19 protein-coding genes and 1 riboswitch are annotated in these 23,685 nt (G+C 66.3%); of the genes, 6 read left to right on the top strand and 13 right to left on the bottom strand.

What is annotated here, in order from left to right; all coding sequences use genetic code 11:
* Positions 1-66: 66 nt before the first annotated feature.
* The 6 genes from V5F26_RS09550 to V5F26_RS09525 all read right to left on the bottom strand — a co-directional run bounded on the left by V5F26_RS09550 (position 67) and on the right by V5F26_RS09525 (position 6,879).
* On the bottom strand, positions 67-213 hold the full coding sequence (locus V5F26_RS09550; RefSeq protein WP_234054547.1) for a hypothetical protein: 147 nt from the start codon (positions 211-213) through the stop codon (positions 67-69).
* Between the two features lie 364 nt (positions 214-577).
* Complete coding sequence (gene poxB / locus V5F26_RS09545) at positions 578-2,320, bottom strand: ubiquinone-dependent pyruvate dehydrogenase (protein ID WP_394054543.1); 1,743 nt, start codon at positions 2,318-2,320, stop codon at positions 578-580.
* 7 nt (positions 2,321-2,327) lie between these two features.
* Positions 2,328-3,824: a malate dehydrogenase (quinone) gene (gene mqo, locus V5F26_RS09540; RefSeq protein WP_370640746.1), complete on the bottom strand. Its 1,497-nt coding sequence runs from the start codon at positions 3,822-3,824 to the stop codon at positions 2,328-2,330.
* A 17-nt stretch (positions 3,825-3,841) separates the two neighbouring features.
* Positions 3,842-4,219 (bottom strand): cupin domain-containing protein, encoded by a 378-nt coding sequence (locus V5F26_RS09535; RefSeq protein WP_394054547.1) that lies wholly within the window; start codon positions 4,217-4,219, stop codon positions 3,842-3,844.
* 36 nt (positions 4,220-4,255) lie between these two features.
* Positions 4,256-5,716: a class II fumarate hydratase gene (gene fumC, locus V5F26_RS09530; RefSeq protein ID WP_394947899.1), complete on the bottom strand. Its 1,461-nt coding sequence runs from the start codon at positions 5,714-5,716 to the stop codon at positions 4,256-4,258.
* Between the two features lie 266 nt (positions 5,717-5,982).
* On the bottom strand, positions 5,983-6,879 hold the full coding sequence (locus V5F26_RS09525; protein ID WP_394054551.1) for a LysR family transcriptional regulator: 897 nt from the start codon (positions 6,877-6,879) through the stop codon (positions 5,983-5,985).
* Between the two features lie 559 nt (positions 6,880-7,438).
* Between V5F26_RS09525 and V5F26_RS09520 the strand changes: the two genes are divergently transcribed.
* The 6 genes from V5F26_RS09520 (at position 7,439) to V5F26_RS09495 (ending at position 17,032) form a co-directional block, all read left to right on the top strand.
* Positions 7,439-9,229, top strand: a complete 1,791-nt coding sequence (locus V5F26_RS09520; protein WP_394947898.1) for an NAD-dependent malic enzyme — start codon at positions 7,439-7,441, stop codon at positions 9,227-9,229.
* Between the two features lie 347 nt (positions 9,230-9,576).
* Positions 9,577-9,664: riboswitch (glycine riboswitch) on the top strand.
* A gap of 153 nt (positions 9,665-9,817) precedes the next feature.
* Complete coding sequence (gcvT, locus tag V5F26_RS09515; RefSeq protein WP_394947897.1) at positions 9,818-10,933, top strand: glycine cleavage system aminomethyltransferase GcvT; 1,116 nt, start codon at positions 9,818-9,820, stop codon at positions 10,931-10,933.
* A 5-nt stretch (positions 10,934-10,938) separates the two neighbouring features.
* Positions 10,939-11,307 carry a glycine cleavage system protein GcvH gene (gene gcvH, locus V5F26_RS09510; RefSeq protein ID WP_394054557.1) on the top strand — a complete coding sequence of 123 codons (369 nt, stop codon included), beginning with the start codon at positions 10,939-10,941 and terminating at the stop codon, positions 11,305-11,307.
* Positions 11,308-11,318: 11 nt separating this feature from the next.
* Positions 11,319-14,129, top strand: a complete 2,811-nt coding sequence (gene gcvP, locus V5F26_RS09505) for an aminomethyl-transferring glycine dehydrogenase (RefSeq protein WP_394947896.1) — start codon at positions 11,319-11,321, stop codon at positions 14,127-14,129.
* 189 nt (positions 14,130-14,318) lie between these two features.
* Positions 14,319-15,590, top strand: a complete 1,272-nt coding sequence (gene glyA, locus V5F26_RS09500; protein WP_394947895.1) for a serine hydroxymethyltransferase — start codon at positions 14,319-14,321, stop codon at positions 15,588-15,590.
* A gap of 62 nt (positions 15,591-15,652) precedes the next feature.
* The gene (locus V5F26_RS09495) at positions 15,653-17,032 is read left to right on the top strand and encodes an L-serine ammonia-lyase (protein WP_394054562.1); all 1,380 of its coding nucleotides are present in this window, start codon (positions 15,653-15,655) and stop codon (positions 17,030-17,032) included.
* A gap of 113 nt (positions 17,033-17,145) precedes the next feature.
* On the opposite strand, the gene V5F26_RS09490 is transcribed toward V5F26_RS09495, so the two are convergent.
* From V5F26_RS09490 to V5F26_RS09460, 7 genes are all read right to left on the bottom strand, one after another.
* Positions 17,146-17,799 (bottom strand): cupin domain-containing protein, encoded by a 654-nt coding sequence (locus V5F26_RS09490; RefSeq protein ID WP_394054564.1) that lies wholly within the window; start codon positions 17,797-17,799, stop codon positions 17,146-17,148.
* Complete coding sequence (locus tag V5F26_RS09485; RefSeq protein ID WP_394947894.1) at positions 17,799-18,902, bottom strand: CobW family GTP-binding protein; 1,104 nt, start codon at positions 18,900-18,902, stop codon at positions 17,799-17,801. The genes V5F26_RS09490 and V5F26_RS09485 overlap by 1 nt, the downstream gene beginning before the upstream one ends.
* Positions 18,899-19,231, bottom strand: coding sequence for a hypothetical protein (locus V5F26_RS09480; protein WP_394054568.1), 333 nt, complete (start codon positions 19,229-19,231; stop codon positions 18,899-18,901). The genes V5F26_RS09485 and V5F26_RS09480 overlap by 4 nt, the downstream gene beginning before the upstream one ends.
* Before the next feature lie 298 nt (positions 19,232-19,529).
* Positions 19,530-20,447, bottom strand: coding sequence for a polysaccharide deacetylase family protein (locus V5F26_RS09475; RefSeq protein WP_394054570.1), 918 nt, complete (start codon positions 20,445-20,447; stop codon positions 19,530-19,532).
* A 26-nt stretch (positions 20,448-20,473) separates the two neighbouring features.
* Entirely contained in the window at positions 20,474-21,646 is a 1,173-nt protein-coding gene (locus tag V5F26_RS09470) for a Rid family hydrolase (RefSeq protein ID WP_394947893.1), read from the bottom strand.
* The gene (locus tag V5F26_RS09465) at positions 21,630-22,640 is read right to left on the bottom strand and encodes a 2Fe-2S iron-sulfur cluster-binding protein (protein WP_394947892.1); all 1,011 of its coding nucleotides are present in this window, start codon (positions 22,638-22,640) and stop codon (positions 21,630-21,632) included. The genes V5F26_RS09470 and V5F26_RS09465 overlap by 17 nt, the downstream gene beginning before the upstream one ends.
* Positions 22,640-23,650, bottom strand: coding sequence for a ferritin family protein (locus V5F26_RS09460; RefSeq protein WP_394054575.1), 1,011 nt, complete (start codon positions 23,648-23,650; stop codon positions 22,640-22,642). Before V5F26_RS09460 ends, V5F26_RS09465 begins: the two co-directional genes overlap by 1 nt.
* Positions 23,651-23,685: the final 35 nt, after the last annotated feature.

Raw genomic sequence — 23,685 nt, 5'->3', positions numbered from 1 at the left:
TGTGCGGTCAACGCGCGCCGGTTCGCCGCCGGTCCGTTCCGAGGCGGGAGCTCAGCTCTTCGGCGTTCAGCGCCCTGGCTTGAAATACACCCTGAACCGATCCTCATCTCCGCCCATGGAGAAGCGATCCGTGTACCAATCGTCCGGATGCCGCTCGAACGCTTCCCAGACGAAGAGACCGAACATCAGCGCTGCAAGTTCGGGATTGGCCATCGCCGCGCGTTCGTAAATGGGCTGATACGCGGTCCCTCGCCAATCGGCTCCCGGAATCCAGGAGGATGTCTCGATCCTGCTCCCCGAAATCCGTGTATCGAGGGCGGCCCGAATGGCTTGGAGCTCCTCGGGTGCAAGGCGTGAGACAGCCAGCCTATAAGTTCTGCCCCGTTCTCCGCTCGAAAGAGTACCGGTAATGGCCTTGTCAGACGTCAGGTCTCGGATCGTCACGTCAGCTCATCCGTGATGGTATCGACGACTAAATTACCGATGCGCGGCCACGCTACGCGCTACGACGGCTGCCCGGACAACGTCCCTGCAGCCATCACGCTTGCCGCGACACGCGCCTCGCCCTGCCGCCGCTTCAGCGCGACAGCAGGTTCGTCTTGGCGAGATCGATCACGGCATCGCCCTTGCCGGCCATCACCGCGCGCAGCATCCAGAGGCTGAAGCCCTTCACCTGCTCGATGCCGATGGTCGGCGGCATGGACAGCTCCTGCTTGGCCGTGACCACATCGAGCAGCGCCGGCCCGTCATGGGCCAGGATATCGGCAACGGCGGCCGGCAGATCCCCCGGATCCTCGACGCGAATGGCGTGGATGCCCATCGCCCGCGCCATGGCGGCAAAATCCGGATTATCCAGATCGACGCCCGACCCCGCGTCAACAAAGCCCGCCGCCTTCATCTCCAGTGCGACGAAGCCGAGCACACCGTTGTTGAACACCACGACCTTCACCGGAATCTTATGCTGCTTCAGCGAGATCACGTCGCCCATCAGCATCGAGAAGCCGCCATCGCCGGAGAGCGTGACCACCTGCCGGCCGGGCTGCGCGCTGGCGATACCGATCGCCTGCGGCATGGCATTCGCCATGGAACCGTGAGTGAGCGAGCCGATGAGGCGGCGCTTGCCATTCATCTTCAGGTAGCGCGCGGCCCACACCGTGCAGGTCCCCACATCCGCGGTAAACACGGCGTCGTCGCTCGCCGCCTCGCTCAGCACGCGGGCGACATATTGGGGATGGATCAGCTTGTGGCCCGGCGTGCCCTTGGCAAGCTCATCGAGCCCTTCGCGGGCATGGGCATAATGCTTGATTGCGCTATCGAGAAAGCTCGTGTCGCTCTTCGCGGTCAGCTTCGGCAGCAGCGCCGCGAGCGTGGTCTTGATGTCGCCGACGATACCGAGATCGAGGCTCGCACGGCGGCCGAGCTGCTCCGGCCGGATGTCGATCTGGGCGACCTTGCAGCCGGTCGGCAGGAACTGCTTGTAGGGAAAGTCGGTGCCGAGCATCAGCAGCAGGTCGCAGCCCTGCATCGCGGCATAGCCCGAGGAGAAGCCGATGAAGCCGGTCATGCCGACATCATACGGGTTGTCGTACTCCACATGCTCCTTGCCGCCCAGAGCGTGAACGATGGGGCTCTTGAGCGTTCCTGCCAGCTCCATCAGCTCGGCGTGGGCGCCGGCGCAACCGCGTCCGGTGAAAAGCGTCACGCGCTTTGCGCCGTTGAGCAATTCCGCGAGGGCATCGAGATCGGGTTCGGAGGGGCTCACCACAGGGCGCGGCGGCACCAGGGCCCGCCGGGTGCCGATGGGGTGCTCCGGCGCGGCCTTCAGCGCGATGTCGCCCGGCAGCACGACCACCGCCACCCCCTGCTGGCCGATGGCGGCGCGGATGGCATTATCCAGGACATAGGGAAGCTGGGCCGGATCAGAGATCAGCTCGCAATAGTGGCTGCATTCCTTGAACAGGTTCTGCGGATGGGTTTCTTGGAAATAGCCCCCGCCAATCTCTGCCGTCGGGATGTGGGCGGCGATGGCCAGCACCGGCGTGCGGGTGCGATGGGCATCGAACAGGCCGTTGATGAGGTGCAGGTTGCCCGGCCCGCATGAGCCGGCGCAGACCGCCAGCTCACCGGTGGCCTGCGCTTCGCCGGAGGCCGCGAAGGCCGCGACCTCTTCATGGCGCAGGCCGAGCCATTCGATTCCGGGGCGCTCGCGGATCGCCTCGGTAATAGCGTTGAGGCTATCGCCCACCACGCCATAGATGCGCTTGACCCCGACCTCTTCCAGGGTCTCAACGACGAAGTCCGCAACATTTTTTGCTGGCATGGCGTCCTCAAATATTGTCGATCTTCAGCACCGGCGCGGTGTCCGCGCGCGTGCGGGCGCAGGCTTCGGCATCAACCTTCAGATCGATGCCGTAGGTCGGGATCATCCGCTTCAGGGCCGGCAGCCACTCCTCGTCCGTCAGGCGCTCGGCGAAGCAGGTCTGGAGGACCTCCATGGCGATGAAGGCGGCTGTCGAGGCACCCGGCGAGGCGCCGAGCAGGGCCACCAGCGACTTGTCGGCGGCCGGAACCAGCTCCGTCCCGAATTCGAGATAGCCGCCCTCATGCCCGCTGGGCTTGATGATCTGGACGCGCTGGCCGGCGACCGCTTCCTTCCAGTCCCCCCGCGCGGCGTTCGGGAAAAACTGCTTCAGGACACCGAACTGGTGGGAAGAACTCTGAAGCACCTGCCCGATCAGATACTCAGTCAGGCTCATATTATTCTTGGCGACATCAAGCAGCGGCAGAATATTGAAGGGGGTGATGGATTCGAACAGGTCCAGCAGCGAGCCCTGCTTGAGGAACTTGGTCGAGAAGCCCGCATAGGGCCCGAACAGCAGGGACTTCTTGCCGCCGATGATGCGCGTGTCGAGATGGGGGACGGACATGGGCGGCGAGCCGCTGGCCGCCTTGCCATAGACCTTCGCGTGGTGGCGCTGGCTCACCGCATCCACATCGCAGCGCAGCCAGATGCCGCTGACCGGGAAGCCGCCATAGCCCCGACCTTCCGGAATCTTGGACATCTGCAGAAGATCGAGCGCATCGCCGCCCGCGCCGATGAAGACGAACTTCGCCGAGACGCTCTCGCGGGACTTGTCGGCGCCGTTCTCCACCGTCACGCGCCAGCGTCCGTCCGCCTCGCGCTCCAGCCCGACCACCTGTCGGCTGTAATGCACCTCGAACCCGGTCTGGGCGCGCAGCTGCGCCACCAGAAGGTGGGTGAGGGAGCCGTAATCGACATCCGTTCCCGTGATGATGCGCGTCGCCGCCACCTTCTCGTCCGCGGCGCGCCCTTCCATGATGAGCGGCGCCCATTGCGCGATCTGGGCCGGGTCGTCGCTGAACTCCATTCCGTGATAGCAGTGGTGCGCGGACATCTCCTTGAAGCGCGCCTTGAGGAACGCAACGTTTTCCTCGCCCCATACGAAACTCATGTGCGGGCAAGGATGGATGAAGGCGCGCGGATCGGGGATCGCGCCCTTGCGGACCAGATGGGCCCAGAGCTGGCGCGAGATGTCGAATTCGGTGTTGACGATGAGCGCCTCGGAGATGTCCACCGAGCCGTCCGCCCGCTGCGGCGTGTAGTTCATCTCGCAATTGGCGGCATGGCCGGTGCCGGCATTGTTCCAGGAGTTGGAGCTCTCCTGGCCGCAATCGGCCAGCCGCTCATACATGACGACCGAAAGCGAGGGCTCCAGCTCCTTCAGCACGGTGCCGAGGGTGGCGCCCATGATGCCGGCGCCGATGAGGACGATATCAGGATTTTCGATGGACGGTTGCGACACGGCAGGTCTCCACGCGTTCAGCTGTTGGCCTTCACAGGAACGAAGCCGAGATCGACCCCTTCCTCATAGACCACGTAGGCCCGGCGCCACGGCTCATCGCCGATCAGCCGCCACTTGTGGCCGGAGCCGGAATTGTCCTGGGCGATGAGGATGTCGCCCGGACGGATGGTGAAGGTGGCGCCGGACTTGGTTTCGAATTCCAGGGTCCCCGACAGGGTGATCACGTAGCGCGGCTCGGGATCCTGATGCCATTCGAAAGAGCCGCCGGAGGCGGTTTCGCGGAAGGAAATGTTCTTGGCTCCCGCCGCCTTGCCGATGAAGTCACCGCGCTCGCCGTCAGCGAGGGCGATGGTGCCTTCCTCGAACAGGGAATTGCCATCGGGCCCGGTCCACATCCTGACACACCTGATCATCGCTTATCCCCCCTCGTTTCAAGCGCCAGCCAGTCCCGTACCGACCATGTCCAGCGGCCGGATGGTCTTGTCGAAAAGCGCGGCATCCACCTTGCCGGACGCCAGCGCGGCTTCCCGCAGGGTCGTACCATCGGCAATCGCTTTTTCCGCGATGTGCGCGGCGTTCTGATAGCCGATGACCGGAGACAAAGCAGTGACCAGCATCACACTGCCGTTCACATATTCGTCGATCTTCTTGCGGTTGAGCTCGGTGCCCTCGACCGAGAACTCCCGGAACCTGGCACAGCCATCCGCGAGAATACGCGCGGAGTGCAGGAAGTTGTTGATGATGACGGGGCGCATGGCGTTGAGCTCGAAATTGCCCTGGCTGCCGGCCACCGAGACCGCGGTGTCGTTGCCCATGACCTGGATGGCGATCATGACCATGGCTTCGCACTGCGTCGGGTTCACCTTGCCCGGCATGATGGATGATCCGGGCTCGTTGGACGGCAGCAGCAGCTCCGCAAAGCCGCAGCGCGGGCCCGAGGCCAGCCAGCGCATGTCGTTGGCGATCTTCATGAGGGCCACCGCGAGGCCGCGCAGCGCCGCATGGGCCCGCACCATGGCATCAAGCGAGCCCTGCGCCGCGAACTTGTTGGGCGCGGTGACGAAGGGCTTGCCGGTCAATTCCGCGATCTGGCCGGCAACGTCGGCGGAAAAGCCCTTGGGCGCGTTGAGGCCCGTGCCCACGGCGGTTCCGCCAACCGCCAGCTGATAAAGGCCCGAGCGGCTCTCCTCGATGGCGGCGATCGCATCGCGGATCTGCCCCGCCCAGCCGTACCATTCCTGGCCGACGGTCAGCGGCACGGCGTCTTCCAGATGGGTGCGGCCGATCTTCACCACGTCCATCCAGGAGGCGGCCTTGCGCTCGATGGTCTCCACCAGCTTGACCACCTCCGGCACCAGAAGGTCGTCGATCGCCGCCACCGAGGCGATATGCATGGCGGTGGGGAAGGTGTCGTTGGAGGACTGCCCCATATTGACGTCGTCGTTGGGACCAACCGGATGCTGGGTGCCGAGCGTGCCGCCGAGCAGCTGAATGGCCCGGTTCGACAGCACCTCGTTGACGTTCATGTTGGACTGGGTGCCCGACCCGGTCTGCCAGACATAGAGCGGGAAATGATCGTCGAGCTTCCCGGCGATCGCTTCGTCCGCCGCGCGGATGATGGCGTCGCGCTTCTCCACCGGCAGGCGCCCCGCGGCCGCGTTCACCAGCGCGCAGGCTTTCTTCACATAGCCATAGGCGTGATAGACCGCCTTCGGCATCCGGTCGCCACCGATGTTGAAGTGATGCAGCGACCGCTCCGTCTGCGCCCCCCAATAACGGTCGGCGGGGACCTCGACCTCACCCATGGAATCGAACTCGCGCCGGGTACCGCTCGCCTGGATGCCAATGGGCAGATCGAGCAACGTCCGGGTCTCGGGAGGAAGCGAAGTCATAGTCGGAACTCCGAGCGGATTTGAGATGACAAGAACTGCGTCAGTCGCGGAAATCTGGAGCCATCAGACGCGGCCAAGCTTATGGGCTTCCGGAAGGCGGCCTATGGACCAATTCTGGCCGGGCCTGTGGCAAATGGCATCAGGCCGGCGGGCGGATTGCGGCCTCACTCGGGCGCCCCCTTTCCGGGGACCCGCGCCCGACCGGCAGACCTGCCGGAATGCGGGTTGCACAAGCATTTGAAACGACATCGGTCGCAGCGGCCGGCTCAATTTGCCGTGCCCGGCGCCGGTGCCGCGCTGGCCACCTGCCGGGCGGCATTGCGCAACACGCTGCAGAATGCGCCCACCGCCTCGTTCGAGGCGTCCGCCTGTCCCTCCAGCACATAGCTGAGGGTGCCGAGCGGCGGCAGGCCCGCATCCTGCGGAAGGGTTGCGATGCCCGGGGTCCGGAAGCTGCGTCCGATGGCCATGACGCCAAGGCCGGCTTCCGCCGCGGCCAGCAGGCCGAGAAGGTTGCTACCCTCCACCACCGGCGTCCAATCGCGGCCGGCGGCGCGAAGGGCGGCCTCGGCGATGGTCCTGGTGATGCTGGGGCTGGTGTAGGTGATGAACCGCAGCGGCTCGTCCGCCGCGATCCGCTCGCGGGCGCGCCCCACCCACACCAGGTGCTCGTGCCAGAGGACTTCGCCGCGATCGTCCATGTGGCTCTTGCCCAGAACCAGATCGACCTCCTCGGCGCGCAGCGCATCGTGCAGGTGCTCATTGCGGCCGGTGACGAACTTCATCGCGAAATCCGGAAACTCGGAGCGGAAGATGCTGAGGGCCAGAGGCAGCCGCGTCGTCGCGAACTCATCCTCAATGCCGACCTTCAAAATCCCCCGCATGCCCGGACGGGCGAGCTGCTCGCGCGCATCCGCCGCCAGCCCCAGGATGGAGCGGGCATAGATCAACATCGCCTCGCCATCAGCAGTCAGCTCGACCCGGCGCGTCGTGCGGCGGATGATCCGGCGCCCGATCCGCTTCTCGATCCGCGCGACGCGCTGGCTGATGGCGGACTGGGAGCACCCCAGCTGCTCCGCCGCGCGACTGAAGCTGCGGCTGCTCGCCACCGCGTCGAATGCCTTGAGTTCGTCGGTGTCTATGAGGTCGCCCGGTCCTGCCATGCCCTGCCCGTCCCCAGCCGCGATGACGGTATTGATAGCACGCTTTCGACGACACGCCAGCGACAAGTTGCACCGCGATTATTTATCTTCAAATGAAATAAATATGTATAAATATCAAATAAATTGAATTCTATTGCTTTCATGTCGACATGCACGTTCAACATGAATATAAGCTCAACTTATAAACACGACTCACGGACGCTGATTGCGATTTTCACATAAATATATCAGATCCGCAAAAGCGCGTAATTATAATTGTCATAGCTTATTTTTCTGCAGCGACACGAAATCTCTCCCTCCGCGCCACACCGCGGGGGCAACACCGGATTGCGCGGTGATCGGCGCCTTTTGAAGAGCCGTGCGCCCGCCTGCAGGGGACGCGCCACGGCGTGCCCCTTGAAGCTGTTGGCCGCCCAATCCCTCCGGCTCCGGCCGCTCCGCCGGGTCCGTCCGCCACTTACCGTGATGGCGCGCGCCCGGCGTGCCCTGTGCCCGTCGGACACAAGTCCACCGCCCTTAACCCGCCAATAACGTCCACCAAGTCGGAAAGGTCTCAAGCATGTTTAGCAGACAGGCAAAGGTCATCACCGATGCTGCCGGCCGCCGCATCAGCACCACCGCGCGCGGCTACGACGTCCTGCGAGATCCGGCGCTCAACAAAGGCTCGGCCTTCTCGCCCGCGGAACGCAAGGCCCTCGGCCTCGACGGGCTGTTGCCGCCGCTGGTGACGACCGAGCTGGAGCCCCAGCTGGAGCTGGCCTACCAGGCTTATCACGCCGCCCCGACTGATCTGGCGAAGCACATTTACATGTGGCGCCTGCACGACAATAACGTCACGCTGTTCTACGCCCTGCTGCAGCGCCACATGCTGGAAATGCTGCCCGTCGTCTATGATCCCGTCGTCGGCGAGGCCATCGAAAACTATAGCGAGGTGATGACCCGTCCCCGCGGCATCTTCCTGAGCATTGACGACCCGGCAGGTGTCGAGGGGAAGCTGGCGGCGTTCGGCGCCGGCCCCGATGACATCGACCTGCTGGTGGCCACCGACGCCGAGGAGATCCTCGGCATCGGCGACTGGGGTTCGAACGGCATCGACATCTCCATCGGCAAGCTCGCCGTTTACACCGCCGCCGCTGGCGTCGACCCTCACCGGGTCATTCCCGTGGTGCTCGATGTCGGCACCAACAATGAGAAGCTGCTCAACGACCCCTGCTATGTCGGCTACAGCCACGCCCGTGTGGGCGGGCAAGACTATGACAACTTCATCGATGCCTATGTCACCGCGGCGAAAAAGCTGTTCCCGAAGGCGATGCTGCACTGGGAAGACTTCGGCTCCACCAATGCGCGCCGCATCCTCGGCCGCTACCGCGACAAGGTCGCCACCTTCAACGACGACATGCAAGGCACGGGCTCCATCGTCATTGCCGGCCTGCTCAACGCCGTCGCGCGCACCGGCACCCCTTGGAGCGAGCAGCGCGTGGTGGTCTTTGGCGCCGGCACGGCGGGCGTCGGCATCGCCGACCAGATCCGCGACCTGATGGTCCGCCATGGCCTCTCCAAGGAAGAGGCCACGCGCCGCGTGTGGCTGGTCGACTTGCCCGGCCTCCTCACGGCCGACATGTCCGATGGACTGCTCGACTTCCAGCGGCCCTATGCGCGCCCCGACGCGGAAGTGGCAGGCCTCGCCCGCACCCGCTGCGAGGCGATCCCGGCGGCCGAAACGCGCTGGCCCGAAATGTCCGCGCTGCGGGCTGCCGCGGCGGCGAAGGGCGGCATCATCGACCTTGCGACGGTGGTGGCGGCGGTGAAGCCCACCATCCTCATCGGCACCTCCACCACGCCCCATCAGTTCACCCAGGAGATCGTGGGCACGATGGCCGCCCACGTGGAACACCCGATCATCTTCCCGCTCTCCAACCCCACGCTGCTGCACGAAGCCACGCCGACGCAGATCCTGACCTGGACCAAGGGCAAGGCCTTCGTCGCCACCGGTGCCCCGTTCGACGACGTGGTGCTTGATGGGGTGACCTACAGGATCGGCCAGGCCAATAATGCCGCGCTGTATCCCGGCCTCGGCTTCGGCGTCATCGCCTCCCGTGCCGCGATGGTGTCCGACGAGATGATCTTCGCCGCCGCGCAGGCCGTAGCCGGCCAGGCGCCCGAGGCCTCTCCCGGCGCCTCTCTCCTGCCATCGAACGCGGAGCTGCGCACCACCTCCAGCGTGGTCGCCATCGAAGTGGCGCGCACTGCCATCGCCCAGGGCCTCTCGCACGAGAAGCCGGACGACGTCGTCGAGAAGGTGCGCTCGGGGCAGTGGTGGCCGGTCTATTGCCCCGTCGAAGCGGTTTAGCGAGCGGATCGCCCGCTTAGGGCGGCCCGCGGCGGCTGGCGCCCCCGGGATCATCCGGGGGCAGTGAGACCGAGCGCCATGGCAAGGACGAGATCCGCGCGGTCGCCACTGTGCGACCGCGCGGGCGAGAAGCGGGAATGAAGCGATCGCGCCTCCACCAGCGCCTGGAACAGCAGGTCACAGACCGCCACGTTGTTCTGGTACACAACGGCGCCGCCATCTTCCCGTGGTTGTATTATGCCTAAAAAACAGTCGCTCAACCGCTTTTGTGGAGTGAAACGGAAGTGGGGTTGACAAACTTCCGGCCGCTATATCTGATGCCAGCGTCGAAAGGCTCAACAAGCCTTAAGCTGTTTCCGGGAGAGTGCAGCATAACGCTGCCGCCGAAGGGGAAATCGCCCGAAATCTCTCAGGCAAAAGAACCGGAAACAGTAAGGACACTCTGGAAAGTCGGGGTCTGACGGCCCCGCGCCGAAGGTGTAAGTGCAGCCCGCATCTCGCTGGTTCGCACGAGTCTCTCAGGCTTCAGACAGAGGGGCACGCAATGATCGCGCGTAGCGGTCGGGTTCGTGCTGTTCTGGAGAAGTCATGGCGGGCGATGAAGCAAGTCACCTTCCGGTAAAACACCTCCCCCTGGAAGATCTGCATCGGCAAGCTGAGGCACGTTTCGGCGCTTTTGCAGGCTGGCTCATGCCGCTGACCTATCCGGCCGGCGTCATGAAGGAGCATCAGCACACCCGCGCGCATGCGGGTCTGTTCGACATCTCGCACATGAAGCTGTTCGAGCTGTCCGGCGCCGATGCCGGCGCGCTGCTCGATCGCGCCTGTCCCCTCCAGGCGGCAGCCCTGGCCCCACGACACTCGAAATATTCCTTTCTACTCAATCACGAAGCCGGAATTCTCGACGACGTCATCGTCACCCGGCTGGATGAAGCGCGCTTCATGCTGGTCGCCAATGCCGGCAATGCGGTTGCCGACGAAGCCCATCTGCGCGCCCTCGCCGCGCCGCTCGATGTCACCATCGCGCCGCTCGATCGCGTGTTTCTCGCCCTGCAAGGACCGGACGCCGAAGCCGTGCTCGGCGCGGCCGGCGTCGATGCCGGCGCCCTGTCCTTCATGCAGGCCGTGGAGCCCCACCCCGAATGGTTCCTCACCCGCTCGGGCTACACCGGCGAGGATGGGTTCGAGATCGCTTTGCCGGAGAAGGATGCCCGCGCGCTCCTGTCCCGGCTTCTGGCCGATGAGCGCGTGAGCTGGGTCGGCCTTGCCGCCCGCGACAGCCTGCGCCTCGAAGCCGGCCTCTGCCTGCACGGCAACGACATCACGCCCCTCACCAATCCGGTCGACGCCGCCTTGATGTGGGCGATCCCCAAAAGCGTGCGGGCGGACGGCGCTTTCGTCGGCGCGCCCGCCTTGCGTGACCTGCTGGCGCGGGGCGCCAACGAGAAGCGCGTCGGCCTCAGGGCCGAGGGCCGCCGGCCGGTGCGGGCGGGAACCGTGCTTCGCGATTCCGAGGGCAATGCCGTTGGCCGCGTCACGTCCGGCGGCTTTGGGCCCTCCGTCGATCATCCGGTCGCCATGGGCTACGTGCCGCTCGCTTTGTCCACGCCCGGAACCCGCCTCCACGCAGACCTGCAGGGCAAGTTGATCCCCATGGCGATCCACCCCCTGCCCTTCACCCAGCACCGCTATCGCAAGGGATAAGTCTCATGTCGTCCGTCTATTACACCGAAGATCACGAGTGGCTGCGGGTCGAAGGCGACATTGCCACGGTCGGCATCACCGATCATGCACAAGGCCAGCTCGGCGACCTCGTCTTCGTGGAATTGCCCGAACCGGGGCGCGCCGTGTCGAAGGGCGACGTGGTGGTGGTGGTGGAATCCGTCAAGGCCGCCTCGGAGGTCTATGCGCCCACCGCTGGCGAGGTCATCGAGGTCAATGAAGCCCTCACCTCCGATCCGGCGCGGGTCAATGCCGCCGCGACCGGCGACGGCTGGCTCTGGAAAATGCGCCTGTCCGACGCAAGCCAGCTCGAAAGCCTCATGAACGAAGCCGCCTACAACGCCCTTATCGGCTGACAGGACCCGCAATGACCTCCGCCCCCTTCGCGTTCGTCGACCGGCATGTCGGCCCCGGCGACACCGACATCGCCGCCATGCTGGCCACGATTGGTGCCGCATCCGTCGAGGATCTCATCGACCAGGCCGTGCCCGAATCCATCCGGCTGCGGCGCCTTCTCGACCTGCCCGCCGCCATTGACGAGGCTGAGGCCCTGGACGAGCTGTCCGGCCTCATGGCCCGCAACACCGTGATGAAGAGCTTCATCGGCGCGGGCTACCACGGCGTGAAGGTGCCGCAGGTCATCCAGCGCAACATGTTCGAGAACCCCGCCTGGTACACCGCCTACACCCCCTATCAGGCGGAGATCAGCCAGGGCCGTCTGGAAATGCTGTTCCATTTCCAGACCCTGGTGAGCGAGCTGACCGGCCTGCCGGTGGCCTCCGCCTCGCTGCTGGATGAGGCCACGGCGGTCGCCGAGGCGGTGGGCATCGCGGTGCGCCATCATCGCGGAGCCCGCCATAAGGTGGCCCTCGCCGGCACGGCGCTGCCGCAGACCCTCGACGTGCTGCGCACGCGCGCCGCCCCGCTTGGCATCACCATCGACGGCACGGCCGGCGATGAGGACACCGCCGCCTTGATCGTCTCCTGGCCCGACGCGGCCGGCGTCTATGGCGACCATGAAGATGCCATCGCGAAGGCCCGCGCGGCGGGCGCCCTGGTGGTGTTCGTCTGCGATCCCCTGGCCCTGACCCTCACCGGCACGCCCGCGACCCTCGGCGCCGACATCGCCGTCGGCTCCATGCAGCGCTTCGGCGTGCCCATGGGCTTCGGCGGTCCGCACGCGGCCTATTGCGCGGTTTCCGAAAAGCTCACCCGGGTGATGCCGGGCCGCATCGTCGGCCAGTCGGTGGACGCGCACGGCCGGCCCGCCTACCGCCTCGCCTTGCAGACGCGTGAGCAGCATATCCGCCGCGACAAGGCCACCTCCAACATCTGCACCGCCCAGGCGCTGCTCGCCAACATGGCCGCCGCCTATGCCATCTGGCACGGCCCGGCCGGGCTTCAGGCCATCGCCCGACGCATCCACGCACTGGCCGAGGGGCTGGCCGAGGGGCTGCGCGCAGCCGGCGTGCAGATTTTGGGCATGCGCCGCTTCGACACCGTCACCGCCGTGGTTCCCGGCCGGGCGCAAGCCATCGCCGCCGCAGCCGAGAAGGCAGGACGCCTGCTGCGCGTCATCGACGCCGATCAGGTCGGCATCACCTTCGACGAGCTCTCCGGCGAGACCGACCTTGCGGCCATCGCCGCCCTGTTCGGCGCGACCGCTTCCCCGGCCGGAACGGACAGCCTGCCCGGCACCCCGCGCGGCGCGGATTTTCTGACCCAGGCCGTGTTCCACGACAATCGCTCCGAGACCGACATGATGCGCTTCCTACGCCGACTGGCGGACAAGGACCTTGCGTTGGACCGCGCCATGATCCCGCTCGGCTCCTGCACCATGAAGCTGAACGCCGCGGCGGAGATGGCGCCGGTGAGCTGGCCGAACATCGCCAATCTCCACCCCTTTGCCCCCAAGCCCCATTCGGCCGGCATCCGAGCGATGATCGGCCAGCTTGAGGGGTGGCTGGGCGAGATCACCGGCTTCGATGCCGTGACCCTGCAGCCCAATGCCGGCAGCCAGGGCGAATATTCCGGGCTGCTCGCCATTCGCGGCTATCACACGGCCCGTGGCGAGGCCCATCGCGACATCTGCCTCATCCCCTCTTCCGCCCATGGCACCAATCCCGCGAGCGCCGCCATGGCGGGCATGAAGGTGGTGGTGGTGCGCTGCACCGACGACGGCGACATCGACATCGATGACCTGAAGGCGAAAGCCGAGCAGCACAGCTCAAATCTTGCCGCGCTGATGTTCACCTTCCCGTCCACCCATGGCGTGTTCGAGGAGGGTGCGCAGGAGATCTGCGCCGTCGTGCACGCCCATGGCGGCCAGGTCTATTTCGACGGCGCCAATCTCAACGCCCTGGTGGGCCTCGCCCGGCCGGGCGACATCGGCGCCGACGTGTGCCACATGAACCTGCACAAGACCTTCTGCATCCCCCATGGCGGCGGCGGGCCGGGGGTGGGTCCGATCGGGGTCAAGGCGCACCTGCGGCCGCATCTGCCGGGCCATGTGGCGGAGGGCTCTTCCCACGCGGTGGCGGCCGCACCGTTCGGCAGCGCCTCGATCCTGCCCATCACCTGGATGTACATCCGCATGATGGGGCCGGACGGGCTGCGGAAGGCGACCGAGATCGCCATCCTCTCGGCCAATTATCTGGCCGCGCGGCTGGAGGGCCATTATCGCGTGCTGTACCGGGGCCGCTCCGGGCGCGTGGCGCATGAGTGCATCCTCGACACCCGCCCGTTCAAGGACTGTTCCGGCGTGAGCGTGGACGACATCGCCAAGCGCCTGATCGACTATGGCTTCCATGCGCCGACCATGTCGTTCCCGGTGGCCGGCACGCTGATGGTGGAACCCACGGAATCCGAGCCGAAAAGCGAGGTCGACCGCTTGTGCGCGGCGCTGATCGCCATCGCGCGCGAAGCGGAGCGGATCGAAACGGGCGCCTGGCCCCGGGACGACAATCCGCTCGTCAATGCCCCGCACACGGCGCACGAGGCACTGGCGGAAGACTGGGCTCACCCTTATTCGCGCCAGATCGCGTCCTATCCCGCCGGCGAGCCGGGATCGCTGGTGAAATACTGGCCGCCGGTCTCGCGCATCGACAATGTCGCCGGTGATCGACACCTGATCTGCGCCTGCCCACCCCTCTCGGCCTATGGCGAGGCCGCCGAGTAATCCCAAGGAGCCGGCCCGACAGCGCGCTGTCGGGTAAAGGTTTCACAACAGAAGTTCATGGGCAAAGGCAGGCCGGACGGCCCGCCGCCACGGAAACCGAAAGATCCCGCGTCGAGCCTCTCGGCGCGCGCCTATCCGCGCGCGCCGAGAGGAGGCGCCACCCGCTATCCCGCGCCAAGGACCGATTGAATGCATGACCAGTCCGCCATCGGCGACCCTCAAATCGCCGCCGCCATCGCGCGCGAGCTTGATCGGCAGCAAAACCAGATCGAGCTGATCGCGTCGGAGAACATCGTCTCGCACAATGTTCTCCTGGCGCAGGGCAGCATCCTGACCAACAAATATGCCGAGGGCTATCCGGGCCGCCGATACTATGGGGGCTGTGCGTTCGTCGACGAGGTGGAGACGCTGGCGATCGAGCGCGCGAAAAAGCTGTTCAACGCCGCCTTTGCCAATGTCCAGCCCCATTCCGGGGCCCAGGCCAATCAGGCCGTGCTCCTGGCGCTGCTGCAGCCGGGCGATCGCATCATGGGCCTGTCTCTCGCCCATGGCGGTCACCTGACCCACGGCTCGCCGGTGGCCATGTCCGGAAAATGGTTCGACGTGGTTGCTTATGAGGTGCGCGAGAACGACCAGCGCATCAGCTACGACGATGTTCGCCGCCGCGCACGGGAGGCGCGCCCCAAGCTGATCATCGCCGGCGGCTCGGCCTATCCGCGCGCCATCGATTTTTCCGCCTTTCGCGAGATCGCCGACGAGATCGGCGCCTATCTCATAGTCGACATGGCCCATTATGCGGGCCTCGTCGCGGCGGGCCTTTACCCTGATCCCATGCCCCATGCCCATGTGGTGACCACCACCACCCACAAGACCTTGCGCGGCCCGCGCGGCGGCATGATCCTCACCAACGACGCGGCGCTGGCGAAGAAGATCAACTCCGCCGTCTTTCCCGGCAATCAGGGCGGCCCGCTCATGCACGTCATCGCCGCGAAAGCCGTTGCGCTGGGCGAGGCGCTGGAGCCGGCATTCAAGTCCTATGCGGCCCAGGTCATGGCCAATGCCAGGGTTCTCGCGGACACGCTGGCGGAAGGCGGCCTCGACATTGTCTCGGGAGGCACCGACAGCCACATCGTACTGGTCGACCTGCGCCCGAAGGGCGTGACCGGCCGCGATGCCGAGGCGGCCCTGGAGCGCGCCGGGCTGACCTGCAACAAGAACGCCATTCCCTATGACCCGGAAAAGCCGGCCATAACCTCGGGCATCCGCCTCGGGACGTCCGCAGGCACGACGCGCGGCTTCGGGGAAGCGGAGTTCCGAACGATCGGCAGGATGATCCTCGCTGTCATTGACGCACGCGCGCGGACCGACACCGATGGCGACAGAACCGTTGAGCAGAAGGTGCTGAGCGAGGTTCTGGGGGAAGTCCGGGGCCTTTGCCACCGCTTTCCCATCTACGCCTGAGCGAGCAACCAGGGGGCCCGGCATCGCCTTGCTGGCCCGACGCTCTCCCGAACGAGGCCGGCATGTTCCTCAGCGTTTTCGACGTCTTCAAGATCGGCATTGGACCGTCCTCGTCCCATACCATGGGGCCGATGGTGGCGGCATCGCGCTTTCTCGATCTCCTGCGTCGACCGGACCAGTCGGCGCGGGCGCAGCCGGATCGGCTCCGCGTCCGTCTTCACGGCTCGCTCGCCTTCACCGGCCGAGGCCACGGCACGGATCGCGCCGTCGCCCTCGGGCTGCTCGGATGGACGCCGGCGGCCTTCGACGCCGACCAAGCGGAAGCCGATCTTGCCCGGCTCCGCGACGACTGCGCCCTGACGCCAAGGGACCTCCCCCCACTTCGCTTCGATCCCGAAGGTGACATTATCTTCGATTTCGGCCCGCTTTCGGGTCACCCCAATGCCCTTGTTTTCGAGGCCTTGGATCGTGATGGCGGGACGATCCTGGCGGAAGCCTATTATTCCATCGGGGGCGGCTTCGTCGTCACCGCGGCGGAGCAGGACGCGGCGCCGGCCGAGGACCGCGACGCCGTTCCCTATCCCTTCGCGACCGCGGCCACCATGCTGCGCATGGCGCGCGAGAGCGGCTTGCCCATCGCCGCGATGAAACGCGCCAACGAGCGCGCAACGCGATCCGCCGAAGAGCTGGAACGCGGGCTCGACCATATCTGGTCGGTGATGGGCGACTGCATCGCGCGCGGTCTTGCGCGGGATGGCGATCTGCCGGGCGGCCTCAAGGTGCGCCGCCGCGCCCGCCGTCTCCATGAGCAGCTCGTGAAGGAGCGCGTCGCGGGCATGTCCCAGCCCCATGCCGCATCCGACTGGCTGGTTGCCTACGCCATGGCCGTCAATGAGGAGAATGCCGCCGGCGCGCGGGTGGTGACGGCCCCGACCAACGGCGCGGCCGGCATCGTTCCGGCGGTCCTGCGTTACTATCTCGACCATTGCGCCGGCGCCGAGCCGGGCAAGGTGCACGACTTCCTTCTGACCGCCGCCGCCATCGGCGGCCTCATCAAGCACAACGCCTCCATCTCCGGCGCCGAAGCCGGCTGCCAGGGCGAGGTCGGCTCGGCGGCGGCCATGGCGGCGGCCGGCCTCTGCGCCATTCTCGGAGGGACGCCGGAACAGGTCGAGAATGCGGCGGAGATCGCCCTGGAACACCATCTCGGCATGACCTGCGATCCCGTGGCCGGGCTGGTGCAGGTGCCGTGCATCGAGCGCAACGGCATCGCAGCCATCAAGGCGGTGGCGGCGGCCTCGCTCGCTTTGAGGGGCGACGGCGCGCACTTCATGCCGCTCGACAATTGCATCTCGGCCATGCGCCAGACCGGAGAGGAGATGGGCGCCAAGTACAAGGAAACCAGCCTCGGCGGCCTCGCCGTCAACCTCCCGGAATGCTGAGCATGACCCGCGCTCGGCACGCCTCCGAAGGCCACACACCCGAGGCCCATCCGCGCAGGGACGCTCCTTGCGGTCGCGGTGGCCCGGACGTGCGCCGTGCCGGGCGGAACCCGTCAGAAGGTCGGCGGCGAGTTGATCCAGAGCACCTTCGTCGTCACCGTGCCCGGATTGCGATAGCTGTGCGGCAGGTGAGATTCGAAGAAGAACGAATCTCCGGGGTAGAGGGTATAGGTGCGGTCAGCCACCGTGAGCTCGAAAGTGCCTTCGAGCACGTAGCCGACCTCCTCCCCCTCATGGGAAATGGGGCCGGCGCTGCCGCCTCCAGGCTCCACGATATGAATGGATCCGTAGATCGTCTTGCCCCCGCCCTCGGGGATCAGGCATTCGAGACGCACCCCGTCCGTGGTCTGGGAATCCATGCGGATGATCGCGCGTTCGCCCGCGCGCATGACCACGCCCTCATGGGGATCGCGTTCGGTGAACAGGCTGCCGATGGTGATGCCCAGATGCCCCACGATGTTGTGCAGCATCTGGAGGGAGGGACGCGCCTTGTCGTTCTCGATCTTCGAGAGAAGGCTTTCCGAACACCCCACCGCGTCGGCGAGCTGCTTCAGGCGCAGTCCCTTGACCCGGCGCGCCTGCCGCAGGCGCTTGCCGACCAGGAGATCGTCGAACGAAGCGGGAGGCACCGCCGCCGGGGCGCTCGGCTTGTGATGGGTGTTGAGCGCCACCTTGGGCGAGGCTGTGTTCTTGACCACGGTTTCCATTACCCCTTCATCCAGCGCGGCGCGGTGGCGCGCCGGACCGGACGGCCGGCGATCGTACCGCCCGCACCGGCGGGCAGATAACCGCCACGACCGGCATCACGCTGGCTCAATTTTGCTGCGGAATCGAATGTTCTCAACGATTGCTCCACGCTCTCGGGCGTGAGGCCGCGAACGATAAAGACGAGGCGCGAGCGATGATCCTCGCTCGGCCATTGCGTAAGGTGGATGGGCGGATGAACAAGATGCTGCGCGCCGTGAAAGACCACCGGGCCGCCGGCACCCTCGACATCGAGAAGTCCCTTCACGCGCAAGACCTGCTGTCCATGCCGATGCAGCAGCATGGACATCCAGATGCCGAAGGCGGTCCAGTCCAGGGGCGTGTCGAGCACGAGGCAGAAGCTGCGCACCCCGCCATGGGCCTCCCCGTCGGAGAAGCCCGCATCACCGGCCGGCAGGCAGGCAAAGCGGCCCACATGACGGGTCACCACATCTCCTTCCGGCGGCGCGATGAGATCGGCCACCGCGTCGGTGAGCAGATCCGCCCGGCGACGGGGCGCCCACGGGTTCAGCCGGGACAGCACCGCGTCAAGGGAGGGGTCGGCCTCAAGGTCGCGCTTGGAGATCACGATCAAATCCGCGGCCGCCACCTGCGCCGCCGCCTCCGGCTGGCTGGCGAGGGTTTCGCGGCCGAGAACGCCATCAACGATGGTGACGACGCGCGGTTTCTCCAGGCGCTCGGCCGCCAGGGGACTGGCATTGAGGGTGAACAGCAGCGGCAGCGGATCGGCGATGCCGGTGGTTTCGATGATGACCTTTCGGAACGGCTGGATACGGCCGGCATCCCGGGCGTCGAAAAGATCGCGCAAGGCGCGTTCGATGTCGCCGCGCACGGTGCAGCACACGCAGCCGCCTGGCATCACCACCGTGGAATCCTCGGAAAGGGTCACGAGGTCCTGGTCGAGCCCCACCTCGCCCAGCTCATTGAGGATCACCGCGCTGTCGGAGAACTGCGGATCAGCCAGGATCCGGCCGAGCAAGGTCGTCTTGCCGCTGCCGAGAAAGCCGGTCAGCACGAGGGCGGGTAGACGTTCAGCGCCGATCATGCCGCGGGACTTTCCGGAGCGAGGCGCGCCAGCAAAGCGGGGTCCAGCGGATCGCATTCGGTCGCGGCCATGGTGTCCACCAGCGCCCAGATGCCCGCGAGATTGTAGACATTCTCGCGCCGGCCACGCCGGTCCATCAGCACATAGGAGTTGCCGCCCCAATCGCGAATGGAGAGCCCGTAATGGGCGAGCATGCGGTCGAGAAAGGCAACCCTGCGCTCGCGCTCCTCACGTAAGGTCACCTTGTGGCCGCCGCGACTGAAGGCCTCCCGTCCCGCGGCATCGGTCCAGTAGCGGCTCCCGCCCAAAGCGGCGCACAAGCTGCACATCTTCGATCCCTCCAGACGATGTGGATCATCTCCAGCATCATCCCCCGGCTTCGACGATCCCGCGAGCAAAGCTCCTACCCACCATGCCGAAACGATCGTCGAAGCGAAATGTCAAAGTGTATCCCGCACCTTGCGACGGCGAGAAAACACCCCATCGGATGCCGCCCGGGCAACTCCACCCGGACGGCATCGCATTTCTAGAGCATTTCCCGATTTCCCGGAATCGAGCAATGCTCTAACTCATTGTATTAAAGCACGTTCTTCACGCGCACCGGTCTCCACTTCGCTCGAAGGCGCTCTAGCGGGCACGGATCACATAATCTTCCGCAAGTTCGGGCAGACGCCCGGTATAGAACGGCAGATGATCGACCCTGGGGTCGTACTTGCCCTCCGCGATGAGCTTGCGCAGATGCGCCGCCACCTCCTCACCGGTGGCGAACCACACGTCGCCCTTCTCCTGCATCTTCGCCATCATGTCCCGCACCATCATCAGCCGCGCGACCTGGCCCGAGCAGAAGGGGTGGAAGCAGTTGACCCAGATACCACCATATTCCCACATGGCGTAGAATTCCGCCATATAGACGTCCATCGCGTATTGCGGCGAAGCCACGGGCATCATGAAGTCGAGGTCGTGGTTGTGAACGAACTGCGGCCAGTCGTCGAGCTGCCAGCGCGAGGGCAATTCCACCAGCTCGCCGCCGGCGGAGCGGATGAGATAGGGATTGTCATCGCCCATGAGCGAGGTATCCCAGATGAACCCCAGCTCGGCCAGAATATCCGTGGAGTGGCGCGAATATTTGTACCAGGGGGCCCGATAGCCGCGCGGATATTTGCCGGAGATCTTGGCGATGGCGTCCGCGCCCTTGCGGGTCCAGAACTCCTCCTGCTCGCGGGTCATCTCATTGGGATATTCGTGCAGGTAGCCGTGCAGTGCCACCTCGTGGCCGCCCTTCATCATGGCCTCGACCGCGTCGGGATACTGCTCCGCGCACCAGCCGGGGACGAAGAAGGTGTGCTTCACGCCCATGTCCCTGCACAGGTCCATGATACGCGGCACGCCGATCTCAGGCCCATAGCGCAGCATGGAATTGGTGGACAGGCGCGTGTCCGCATCATTGGGATGGGCCAGATGCAGGATGGAATCGGCATCCATGTCCCAGGTGAAGACGACGGCGCAACGCGCGCCATTGGGCCAGGGAACGGGATTCTTGATCATGTCCTAAAACCTCTCGTCGCGAGTTGTCAGAAAGCCGTCCGCGGCACGTCGCGCACCGCGACCGCATCGAGCTGGAAGCGCTGGCCGTCGTGGGGCAGGCCATTAAGGGACAGAAGGGTGACCACCGGCCCCGGCTGCGGCAGGTACTGGCGGGCCAGTTCCATCACCAGGGCGCGGTCCTTCTCCGCCTGGGCGGGGCTGCCTTCCGGCACCATGAACACGGTGAGCCGCGCCAGATCCTCCGGAGCGAAGCCGCCGGTGGACAGGCAGTTGAGCAGCCGGTCCAGGGTGCCTTCCACCTGCGCCTGGAGGGAGGCCGCCCCCGGAGCCGACAGGCCCGCCGCATAAAGCTCGTTGCCGGCGGCGCAGGCCGGCGGGAAGCCCGGCAGGGCGATCCAGTCGCCCGAGCCGGCGGGCGCCACCGGGGTCTTGCCCCCGGCCTTGGCCACAGCGTCGATCTCGAGGCCGAGCCCCTCATAGAGCAGGTTGACGCCGAAGGCGTTGAGGGCCGGGCGCGGCTCCGGCAGGGTGGCGCGCACCACCTCCAGGATCTCCTCCAGCAAAGCGCGGGCCGCGACGCGGTCGCCGTCATGCTTGAAGCAGATGCGCATGTGCGCCACGTCCGCCCAGTCCATGCCTCCGTCCAGAAGCACATGGTGGATGTATTCGAGGGCGTTCTTCGCCTGGGCGCCCCATTCGCCGGGGGCCAGAGCCTTGCCGAGGCGGTCGGCGGAGATCTGCCCGCCCACATGGATGGTGTCACCCACCCGCCAGCCCTGGGAAAGGGTGACGGGCATGCTCCAGTCCCAGGCATGGGCGGGCATGATGCGCTGGCGGTCGGGATCGGTGGAGGCGACCCCGTCGACGCCGATGAGGTTTTCCGGCGCCGGCACGCCGCCCACCCGCAGCGCCGTCGCCGCGGGGCCCGGATCGGCGATGTAGCGCACCCGCACCTTGGTCATGCGCTCCCAATAATCCGTCACGTCGCGCCCGCCGGCGCCGGCATAGACGTAATAGGTGCGCAGATTGACGAGGTCCGCCATGGAGGCCCCGGCCGCCTCGATGCGCCCGATGAGCCGCTCGAAGGCCTCAGCGGTCTGGGCCTCGATGCCCACATCGCTGGTGGTGGCATTCTGGCCGCCCACATAGATGGTTTCGCCCACGCGCAGGGCGCTCGGAAAATCAGAAGAAGCGGTCATAATGCACCTGATCGACGGGAATGGATTGCTCCAGAAGCAGCACCCGGCGCACGGCCTCCACCATGGGCGGCGGGCCGGCGAGATAGAATTCGCGCGTTGAAGCGTCGTCCCCCAGGCTGTCGCGCAGATGGTCGTGCACCAGCCCCCGCGGCCCGCTCCAGGCCTCGTCTTCTCCGACATCCGACAGCACCGGATGGAAGACGAGACGGGGATCGTCGAAGCCCAGCAGCTCGGGCGCGATCATGTCCCGGCCGGTGCGCGCGCCGTAATGAAAATGCAGCCGACGGCCACGCCAGCCGGGATCGCGCAAGGCCGCGCGGGCTACCGACAGCATGGGCGCCAGGCCCGATCCACCGGCCACCACCGCCACGTCCCGTTCCAGGCCGGGCCGGTAGAAGGCGGTGCCATAGGGCCCGTCCAGCGTCAGCGCGTCGCCGGGCGCCAGCGTGTCGAGCAGGAAGCCGCTGGCCCGTCCGCCGGGCACGCGGCGGACATGGAAGTGCCATTCGCACTGTCCGGGCAGGTTGGCCATGGAATAGGCCCGCCCCGCCGGCAGGCCCGGCACATCCAGGAGAGCGAACTGGCCGGGCAGGAAGCTGTCGTCTCCCTCGAGCGCGAAGCGCAGCTCGAAGATGTCGTGGGTCACCGCCTGCCGGCTCAGCAGCCGCGCCGGCTGCCGCCGGGGGCGGATGACCGGGCGGGCCTCCTCCGCCTCGAGGAAGCGGATGGTGAGATCGCTCCTCGGGCGCGTCATGCAGGCAAGGCGCTTGCCCTTGTCGAAATCCCGCGGCTTCAGGCCCGGCGACGCCGGATAGGCGAGATCGACATCGCCCGCCTTCAGATCGACCTTGCAGCTCCCGCAGCCGCCGGAAGCGCACTCATGGGCGAGGCCAAGCCCGGCCCGCAGGGCGGCACCCAGAAGGGTATCGCCCGCGGCGCAGGGAAAGGCGCCCTCGCGCCCTTCCACGGTGATCTTGTAGGCGCCCTCGCCCATCACGCGACGCCGGCAGGCATGCCGAGGCCGAGCTCGCGGCGGAAGTCGGCACAGGCGGCCTTCGCGGCCGCCCCCGCCTCGGGGCTGTCCGGCAGGCCGACGCAGAAGGCCGTCATCGCCTTGTCCGCCAGCGGCACCCACTTGGCGAGCCAGCCGTCAATGACCGCCTTGTTGCTCTCCACCGTCAGGCACTGGCGCACCAGCACGCCGGTCCAGCGCCGCGAGCGGGCGGCATCGCGCATGTGGTTGTCACACATCATGGCGGTGAGGGTGTCGCCATTGCGGCGCGCGGCAAGGCCGACCTGGCGCACGCAGGCTTCCTCGATGGCGCGGGCGGCGACAACGTTGAAGGCGAAGAAGCACTCGCCCCAGTCATAGGCGATGAGCGCCTTCTCGATCAGCTCGCGCATCCCCTGCCAGGCCGGCAGCGTTTCGAACCGCTCGCGCTCGCCGGTGGCGAAGCCCTGATCGGGATGGGCATTGGCCAGCTCGCGGGTGCGGTAGGCGATGCGCGAGATCCAGCGGAAATAGTCCGTTTCCTGGAACGCCGCCGCATTGGTGATGGTGCTGGCGGGCGCCGTCTGCACCAGATAGGCGGACGCCATCTGCCCGGCCGCCATGACATAGCGCATGGGGGTGTAGAGAGCGGCGAGGGTGGCGACCCAGGCCGGGCTCAGCCCCTTGTCGTGGCCGTTCTCGTCATGGTCGTTGAGCAGGCCATCCACATACTGTTCCTGCCCGTCCTGCATGGTGGTGTAGGCGCGGTAGGTGAGCTGGTCGGGGTCGCGGAAGCTGTCCCAATCGGGATGGGTGAGCGGGCTCCCGACCACATAGGTCTTGTACCATGTATTCATCATGGTATCAGGATCCTGCTCATAGGGCGACTGCGGATTGCGCGTGCGCGCATGCAGCTTATAGGTCAGGATTTCGTATTCGCTGGGGCGCTTGCGGGTTCCGGACAGGACGCTCCAGGTCTTCAGGCCCGGACGTTGATGCTGAAGGGCGGTCATCTTCGGGTACCTCGATCTTGGAAAGCTTTTGATCA

Origin of the sequence: Xanthobacter variabilis (genome assembly GCF_043831965.2) — a bacterium.
In the GTDB taxonomy this organism is placed as follows: domain Bacteria; phylum Pseudomonadota; class Alphaproteobacteria; order Rhizobiales; family Xanthobacteraceae; genus Xanthobacter.
The sequence above is the reverse complement of the archived record's forward strand: the minus strand, read 5'-3'. Positions and strand labels throughout refer to the sequence as shown.

Excerpts from the sequence above, each read along its gene's own strand:
- V5F26_RS09550 (WP_234054547.1), bottom strand. The coding sequence starts at position 213 with ATGGCCAATCCCGAACTTGCAGCGCTGATGTTCGGTCTCTTCGTCTGG.
- poxB (WP_394054543.1), bottom strand. The coding sequence starts at position 2,320 with ATGCCAGCAAAAAATGTTGCGGACTTCGTCGTTGAGACCCTGGAAGAG.
- V5F26_RS09535 (WP_394054547.1), bottom strand. The coding sequence starts at position 4,219 with ATGTGGACCGGGCCCGATGGCAATTCCCTGTTCGAGGAAGGCACCATC.
- fumC (WP_394947899.1), bottom strand. The coding sequence starts at position 5,716 with ATGACTTCGCTTCCTCCCGAGACCCGGACGTTGCTCGATCTGCCCATT.
- V5F26_RS09525 (WP_394054551.1), bottom strand. The coding sequence starts at position 6,879 with ATGGCAGGACCGGGCGACCTCATAGACACCGACGAACTCAAGGCATTC.
- V5F26_RS09520 (WP_394947898.1), top strand. The coding sequence starts at position 7,439 with ATGTTTAGCAGACAGGCAAAGGTCATCACCGATGCTGCCGGCCGCCGC.
- gcvT (WP_394947897.1), top strand. The coding sequence starts at position 9,818 with ATGGCGGGCGATGAAGCAAGTCACCTTCCGGTAAAACACCTCCCCCTG.
- gcvH (WP_394054557.1), top strand. The coding sequence starts at position 10,939 with ATGTCGTCCGTCTATTACACCGAAGATCACGAGTGGCTGCGGGTCGAA.
- gcvP (WP_394947896.1), top strand. The coding sequence starts at position 11,319 with ATGACCTCCGCCCCCTTCGCGTTCGTCGACCGGCATGTCGGCCCCGGC.
- glyA (WP_394947895.1), top strand. The coding sequence starts at position 14,319 with ATGCATGACCAGTCCGCCATCGGCGACCCTCAAATCGCCGCCGCCATC.
- V5F26_RS09495 (WP_394054562.1), top strand. The coding sequence starts at position 15,653 with ATGTTCCTCAGCGTTTTCGACGTCTTCAAGATCGGCATTGGACCGTCC.
- V5F26_RS09490 (WP_394054564.1), bottom strand. The coding sequence starts at position 17,799 with ATGGAAACCGTGGTCAAGAACACAGCCTCGCCCAAGGTGGCGCTCAAC.
- V5F26_RS09485 (WP_394947894.1), bottom strand. The coding sequence starts at position 18,902 with ATGATCGGCGCTGAACGTCTACCCGCCCTCGTGCTGACCGGCTTTCTC.
- V5F26_RS09480 (WP_394054568.1), bottom strand. The coding sequence starts at position 19,231 with ATGTGCAGCTTGTGCGCCGCTTTGGGCGGGAGCCGCTACTGGACCGAT.
- V5F26_RS09475 (WP_394054570.1), bottom strand. The coding sequence starts at position 20,447 with ATGATCAAGAATCCCGTTCCCTGGCCCAATGGCGCGCGTTGCGCCGTC.
- V5F26_RS09470 (WP_394947893.1), bottom strand. The coding sequence starts at position 21,646 with ATGACCGCTTCTTCTGATTTTCCGAGCGCCCTGCGCGTGGGCGAAACC.
- V5F26_RS09465 (WP_394947892.1), bottom strand. The coding sequence starts at position 22,640 with ATGGGCGAGGGCGCCTACAAGATCACCGTGGAAGGGCGCGAGGGCGCC.
- V5F26_RS09460 (WP_394054575.1), bottom strand. The coding sequence starts at position 23,650 with ATGACCGCCCTTCAGCATCAACGTCCGGGCCTGAAGACCTGGAGCGTC.